Raw genomic sequence first — 966 nt, 5'->3', positions numbered from 1 at the left:
ATGGCCGCCTGCTCGCCGGTCAGCGAATCCGTCCAGCCCCCGGCACCGGATGCCACCCACTATGGCGACGGCTTTCCGGTCATCAAACCCTTCGACCTGCCGAAAGCCGGCAGCAAGGTCACGGCGGATTTCGAGCTGCCCAACGCCATGGACGGAGATCATCTACGGCCGGTCTGGGTCGGCTTCAGATTCAGCATACCGAAAACCAAGGACTATGCGCCTGGAGAGCAGGCTGCCTCGTTAAAACGGACAGACTATTTGTACGAATCCCCCATCCCGATCCGTATCCGGCTTTGGCGCATTGAGGGGGGGGAGCGTTTCCCTATAGTCCTGCATGAAGAGCAGAGCACCATTCGCCCGAGCAGTTATTGGTATGAACCTCACCCTGAGGAGGTATTTACAGGACATGATCGCGCGGAAATGCATGTAAAGGAAATGCTGGCGATTGGAAAATTCGATTACCGCAACAAAGCCTACGACTCATGGGAAGTGGCAAGCATCCGCCCCCCCATACCTGGCCGCTATCACATCGAAATGGAGAGCCTGGAGGATCATCCCATCCTGGCACAACTCCCCTTCGAAATGGTTGTGACACATCATCGCCTACCGGAGACTGATAAATGAGCCACCGTTTTTATGACTGGCATCCGCGCAACCCGGCTAAAGAGCCGACCTACACCGTCACTGTCTATCAAGCCGGACACCACCCGCCCCCGGGTGTAGACTCACTCCAGATCACCCGCCACGGAGCGTATCCATGCGCGCACTGGGATTATTGATGATGAGCATGGCCGCCTGCTCGCCGGTCAGCGAATCGGTCCAACCCCCGGCACCGGACGCCGCCCGCTATGGCGACGGCTTCCCGGTCATCAAACCCTTCGACCTGCCGAAAGCCGGCAGCAAGGTCACAGCGGATTTCGAGCTGCCCAACGCCATGGACGGAGATCATCTACGGCCGGTCTGGGT

1 protein-coding gene and 1 pseudogene are annotated in these 966 nt (G+C 58.7%); both read left to right on the top strand.

The window, feature by feature from the left end; all coding sequences use genetic code 11:
• A partial coding sequence (locus EBB59_RS13990) for a hypothetical protein (RefSeq protein ID WP_122102594.1) occupies positions 1-624 on the top strand: 624 nt, incomplete at its 5' end.
• Positions 625-757: 133 nt separating this feature from the next.
• Positions 758-966 (top strand): annotated as a pseudogene (locus tag EBB59_RS13275) (hypothetical protein); the annotation flags it as partial.

Source organism: Solilutibacter pythonis (assembly GCF_003697345.1).
GTDB classification, from domain to species: domain Bacteria; phylum Pseudomonadota; class Gammaproteobacteria; order Xanthomonadales; family Xanthomonadaceae; genus Solilutibacter; species Solilutibacter pythonis.
Note: the sequence above shows the minus strand (reverse complement) of the source record. Positions and strands in the feature narration are given on the sequence as shown.